The organism is Priestia sp. P5_B4 (assembly GCF_056400385.1).
Genome location: NZ_JBFULJ010000243.1, coordinates 1 through 4,963, shown reverse-complemented (window position 1 = coordinate 4,963; position 4,963 = coordinate 1). Strand labels below are relative to the sequence as shown.

At 36.8% G+C, this 4,963-nt stretch carries 8 protein-coding genes; 3 read left to right on the top strand and 5 right to left on the bottom strand.

The window, feature by feature from the left end; translation table 11 throughout:
- On the bottom strand, positions 1 to 197 hold a 197-nt coding region (locus AC1DRF_RS16500), incomplete at its 3' end, for a FeoA family protein (protein WP_477741177.1).
- 432 nt (positions 198 to 629) lie between these two features.
- Between AC1DRF_RS16500 and AC1DRF_RS16495 the strand changes: the two genes are divergently transcribed.
- Positions 630 to 1,559, top strand: coding sequence for a DUF3298 and DUF4163 domain-containing protein (locus AC1DRF_RS16495; protein WP_043981075.1), 930 nt, complete (start codon positions 630 to 632; stop codon positions 1,557 to 1,559).
- 232 nt (positions 1,560 to 1,791) lie between these two features.
- Here AC1DRF_RS16495 and AC1DRF_RS16490 read toward each other — a convergent pair whose 3' ends face one another.
- Positions 1,792 to 1,959 (bottom strand): hypothetical protein, encoded by a 168-nt coding sequence (locus tag AC1DRF_RS16490; RefSeq protein WP_098247867.1) that lies wholly within the window; start codon positions 1,957 to 1,959, stop codon positions 1,792 to 1,794.
- A gap of 329 nt (positions 1,960 to 2,288) precedes the next feature.
- Here AC1DRF_RS16490 and AC1DRF_RS16485 point away from each other — a divergent pair, with 329 nt between their 5' ends.
- Positions 2,289 to 2,669, top strand: coding sequence for a VOC family protein (locus tag AC1DRF_RS16485; RefSeq protein ID WP_427075780.1), 381 nt, complete (start codon positions 2,289 to 2,291; stop codon positions 2,667 to 2,669).
- A 79-nt stretch (positions 2,670 to 2,748) separates the two neighbouring features.
- Here the strand turns inward: AC1DRF_RS16485 and AC1DRF_RS16480 are convergent, their stop codons facing one another.
- A complete protein-coding gene (locus AC1DRF_RS16480) occupies positions 2,749 to 3,132 on the bottom strand; it encodes a FixH family protein (RefSeq protein WP_013058250.1) in 384 nt (127 codons plus the stop codon).
- 205 nt (positions 3,133 to 3,337) lie between these two features.
- Entirely contained in the window at positions 3,338 to 3,685 is a 348-nt protein-coding gene (locus AC1DRF_RS16475; RefSeq protein WP_028409537.1) for a DUF6054 family protein, read from the bottom strand.
- 145 nt (positions 3,686 to 3,830) lie between these two features.
- On the opposite strand from AC1DRF_RS16475, the gene AC1DRF_RS16470 reads away from it, so the two are divergent.
- Entirely contained in the window at positions 3,831 to 4,250 is a 420-nt protein-coding gene (locus tag AC1DRF_RS16470) for a MarR family winged helix-turn-helix transcriptional regulator (RefSeq protein WP_016765035.1), read from the top strand.
- 45 nt (positions 4,251 to 4,295) lie between these two features.
- Here AC1DRF_RS16470 and AC1DRF_RS16465 read toward each other — a convergent pair.
- A partial coding sequence (locus AC1DRF_RS16465; protein WP_477741176.1) for a DUF5643 domain-containing protein occupies positions 4,296 to 4,963 on the bottom strand: 668 nt, incomplete at its 5' end.

Here is a 4,963-nt window from a genome sequence, read left to right as displayed (position 1 = left end):
CCAATCGTTGTATGACTGACTTGATAAGCAACAGGATCTCCTAACGGGCTTTTTTGAAGCACTTTGATAATTGCTCCTGGAATAAATCCTAAATCTAACAAGCGTCGCTTTAAGGCACCTTCGATTTCGATTCGCTCTAGCTGTACCGTTTCACCTGTCGTAAATGTAGACAATGGATAATTATTTACACTAGCCATCTATTTTTCGTCCCTTCTCATTTTTTACCTAAGGTTATGTTTTTTTCACCAGACCAACTTTTAAGGTAAAAAAAATATGCTCGTTGATTTTTAATAAGGTATTCTGCTGGTGCAGAAAAATGAACATGTCAGCATCATTTATTTAAAATTTTCAGTTTTTACTTGTCATGATACCGAAAGTTTACCACAGGAAACTTTTTTAGTCTAGGGTAAAATACTGTGTTTTTTCTTATTTCTACTGAAGGCATAAAGTGCGCCGGCTATTTTATTTAATCATTTAATAAGAGGAATCAAGTCGAAAAATAATTTAGTAAACACGAATTAACAAAAGTGAAAAACTGTAAAAATATGCTATACTAGTGAATGGGTTTTTTTTGAAAATAAAGTATTGATTAGCTTTAAAACCTCAAAAAATCACTTTAGGGGGCTTTTATGAAAAAGTTCAAAAGAGTTAGCGCAGTTGTTTTAGGTTTGGCTTTGTTATTCTCACCGCTTGCTCCGCAAACAGTTGCAGAAGCAAAAGTCGTGTGGGGGAATCAGGAACTGGTTAAAGGGCAAATAGGACGCGTTACCGTTTTAAAGAACACGAATCTTTACAACATTAAAAACAACAAGTTAGTAGCGGCTAGAAAAGTGACAAAAGGGCAAGTATTCCGCGTGTATTCTGAGTCCAGCAAATTTGGTGGTCTGTATGGGGTATCAAAGGGTACCTATGCTCAGAAGTCATCAAGTATTAAGTATGAAAAAGCACCTAGTGACAAAATTCAAGCACTAGGAGTAACGGTTACGAAGAAATCTTTAGCAAGCAACATTAGCTATCCGCAGGTATCCGGCCTTATCAATAAACCATTTGAGGCTAGCTATAATCGAAAGTTTTTAAACATTGCGAAAGAAGCACAAAAAGAACACAACGAGCTAAAAGAACAAGAAAAGGAAGACCGCAAAAACGGCTGGGCACCAGGTCCTTATTCTCGTAATATGACATACTCTGTACCTTACAACCAAGATAATATTTTAAGTGTTGCTATTACGAATGATGCATACGCTGGCGGCGCTCACGGCAACGCTTGGATTGATACTTATAATTACGATTTATTGAAAGCTCGACAAATTAGCTTGAARGATATTATTAACAACAACACTAAGTTGAATAAAGTTAATAACTATATTCGTAATGAAATGATTGCTCGCAATAAAAAAGGTGCTCAGTTCTGGGTTAATGAATTTAAGTCTGTAAACTTAAAAGAAGATCAGTTTTACTACACAAGTAGCGGCATTGCCATTATATTTGGTGAGTATGAGTACGGCCCTTATTCTAACGGCATTCATACGTTTAAAATCCCGTCCAGCGTTTATAAATAAGATAATCGTATAAAACAAAAAAGAAGCTTACGAATCATCAGTTCATAAGCTTCTTTTTCTTTTTTTCTGCAAAATAAGCGGAGCAAAAAAGAAAGGTTATTCCTAATCCCCTTCCCTTTTACCATCATTTTTTCGGATATTGCAGAAAATCAAATTATACAGCCATGGAAGAACTCAGGGCTGCCTACATTACGCTGCTAATAGCCGAGGAAAACTGCTTTTCGAGGTATTTTTATAGGGTTTGAAAAAGTGAAATGGTCAGAACTAACGTCAGCAAGGAGCCTGCGGATGTTAACATCATTATTTTTCGGTTACTCTGATTCTTTTCAGGTTTTAAAAACTCTTGAATGGCTGCAAACCAGACAACAAAAGTGATTAAAGAAAGTATCCCCATAGACATACGAGCCTCTCCATTCATATATATATTTAAATTTTTAACACATCTAATCAACAAACTTTCCAGACCAAGTTACTAAAATAAATGCCACTCCTTATCCAATATTAACATAAAATTCCACAACCCTTTAATGCATTGTGTAAAACCACAATATTTTAAAAAACAGGCCCTTTATAAAACACTCTTTTGAACTAAAAATTGACATACAGCTGTCTTTGTCTATTCTCCTTTTTACAAATGATATACTTATTTATAGAAAAATTTCTCAAAGCTCACCCAGTACTTACCCTATCGTCAGAGAAAGAAAGCTTACATTGTGAGGAGGAAACGAAATGATTAAAAAATTAGACCATTTTGTGCTAACGGTAAAAGACATTGAAAAAACGACTCACTTTTATACGGTTATTTTAGGCATGAAAAAAGAAACGTTCGGAGAAGGAAGAATAGCGCTTCGTTTTGGTGAACAAAAAATAAACTTACATCAAGCGGGCCATGAATTTGAGCCAAAAGCAAAGCATCCTCTTCCCGGCTCTGCTGATTTATGTTTTATCACAGAAGAAAAAATCGAAAGCGTAATTAGTCATTTACAAAAACATGATATAGAAATTGAAGAAGGACCCGTCAAACGAACAGGTGCTGTAGGCCCTATTGTTTCTGTTTATATTAGAGATCCTGATTACAATTTGATTGAGCTATCGAACTACTTAGATTAAAGCCATCTTACTAAAAAAGAGAATGCACGAGGCATTCTCTTTTACATGGCTATATAAGCCCCTTCTGCAACTATAAGCTTTACTCTTTAGACTTACCTACCTCTACTTTTTTCGTAAACATTTTCATGTCACCGTCTACCGTCACGTGAGCGGTAATCATATATTCGCCGTCTTCTTTAAACGTATAGTCCGTGCTGTATACACCTTTTCCTTCGTGCGGTGCTTTTGTCATTTCTTGATTGATATAGCCTTCTTTTTCAACTTGGAACTGTACGTCATCGGCGTTTTCCACTTTTTTATCTCCTTGTGTCACAAGGACTTTAAGCTTGACTTGTTCATTTGCTTGAATTGATTCCGGTACTTCAATCGTTCCTTTTACTTCTTTTGAACTTGAATCATTTCCTTTTGAACAGCCTACTATAGCTATCATTAAAACAAATAATACGATGCTGAGTTTTTTCATTATGTTGTTCTCCTTTGTTATGTAAATGTGAAGTCTTCCTGCAATTTCATATTATACTCATTTATCCGGTAAAAAGAGAAAAAGTGCTTATTGTCCACATAAAGTTCTTATTTCTACAGTAGCTTTTGCATCTTTTCATTTCTCTACTCGCCCTTCGCTTCACAAAAAAAGCTGAAAAAGCTTATTGCCTTCTCCAGCTTTGCCTTTATCTTTGCGGTTCTTCTAACGTGTACGATGAGAGGGCGTTTTCTACCCATCGCACAAAATCCTTGCTTGCTCCCCAATCAATATTTAATATCCCTTCTGCGCTTCCTGAAGGAATACACTTTACTTTGTTTGGACCGGACACATTTTCTAAAATAATCGTTAGTGATCCCCTGCCGCCGGTGCGGAAAAAATAGCGTTCAAACACAAGCGTACACATCTGCTTGCCATCTCCGAGATCATAATATTCCTTGTATAATAAGTCACTTTCCGAATTATTTGCATTCACAAGCTTTTTTGCTCCATCAAAAGGAAGCAGCGTCGTTTTAAACTCAATTACTTTTTCCATCACTCAAGCCCCTTTCTATCGCAACAGATATGTACTACTTCTCTTTTTCCCACTAAAAAACCTGCCGCTTCTCTTTATGTACAATCAATATGGTACAATAGAAGAAAAAGAATTGTTTGAACGGAAAAAGGAGCATACAACCTCTATGAATACACGAGATCAACTTATCCAAAATGTGGTTTCAACGATGCGAAACCAAACGAAAAAAATGCAGCTATCGGTTATCCCCACTTTAAAATCATATATTCCTTTAAATGAATTTTTAGCGCTTCGCCTGCTGTATAAAGAAGGCAATCATATCGTTTCTGAGATTGCAGAGCATATGCACATCTCAAACAGCAGCATGACGTGCGTCAGCGACCGCCTCATGGAAAGAGAATTTGTCACGCGCGTACGCAGTCAAAAAGACCGCCGCGTTGTCTACTTATCCATTACGGATAAAGGAAAAGCGTTTGCAGAAGAAATGGAAAAAGTACTCACCAAAGAATATGGTGAAAAGCTTAGCCATTTTACGGATGAAGAATTACAAACGTTTCTTCGCTTGTTAAATAAAATGGATATCTAATAAAAAACCAGATGCACGCTAAGCAGGCATCTGGTTTTTATTTTGTTATTTGTTGTTCACCTTCAAATTAAAGGCGTCTGAGGTTAAGTCTTTTGACGTTTCTCTTTTTCCGTCGTAAATATACGGAATAAACCGAAGCATAGTCACGTCTTTATCATTTCGGTACTCTTCGTCCATCTCTAGCACCTTGTTTGTTCCTCCTCCACTGCCGCCTTCAAAGAGGTCTCTTCCATTTTGATCTTTAACAGTAACACCGACTTGTGTACCAATTTGCGCATTTCCTTTTGACGATGTAAACGTATAGTGCAGCTTAATCGAAACAGGGGATACGCGAACTTCTTTAATAGACAATACGCCTTCTATTCCTTTTTCATTAATCGGAATTTCTTTATTTAACGGATACACTTTTGTATCAGCGATGATTTTTGAGCCGTTTACGCTTGTATGAACCGTCCAATTTCCTTTAATTTCTCCGTAGGAATCCCGGTAGTTCCCGCTTTTCGTCTGAGCAGGATTCTTTTCAAATTCTAGACTTGTGAACTGCGCGCTGATTTGATAGTTTTTATTTGGATCAATATGATCTAGCACATTGTAGCCTTCCACATCGATTTTCCCGTCTCCGTTCGTGTCCGCTTGCGTTAGTTTTAAAGCGTACAGATAGTTCCAGCTTCCGTCTTTGTTTTTGATTGGTTCCTCTCTGATACTGGAAGCCG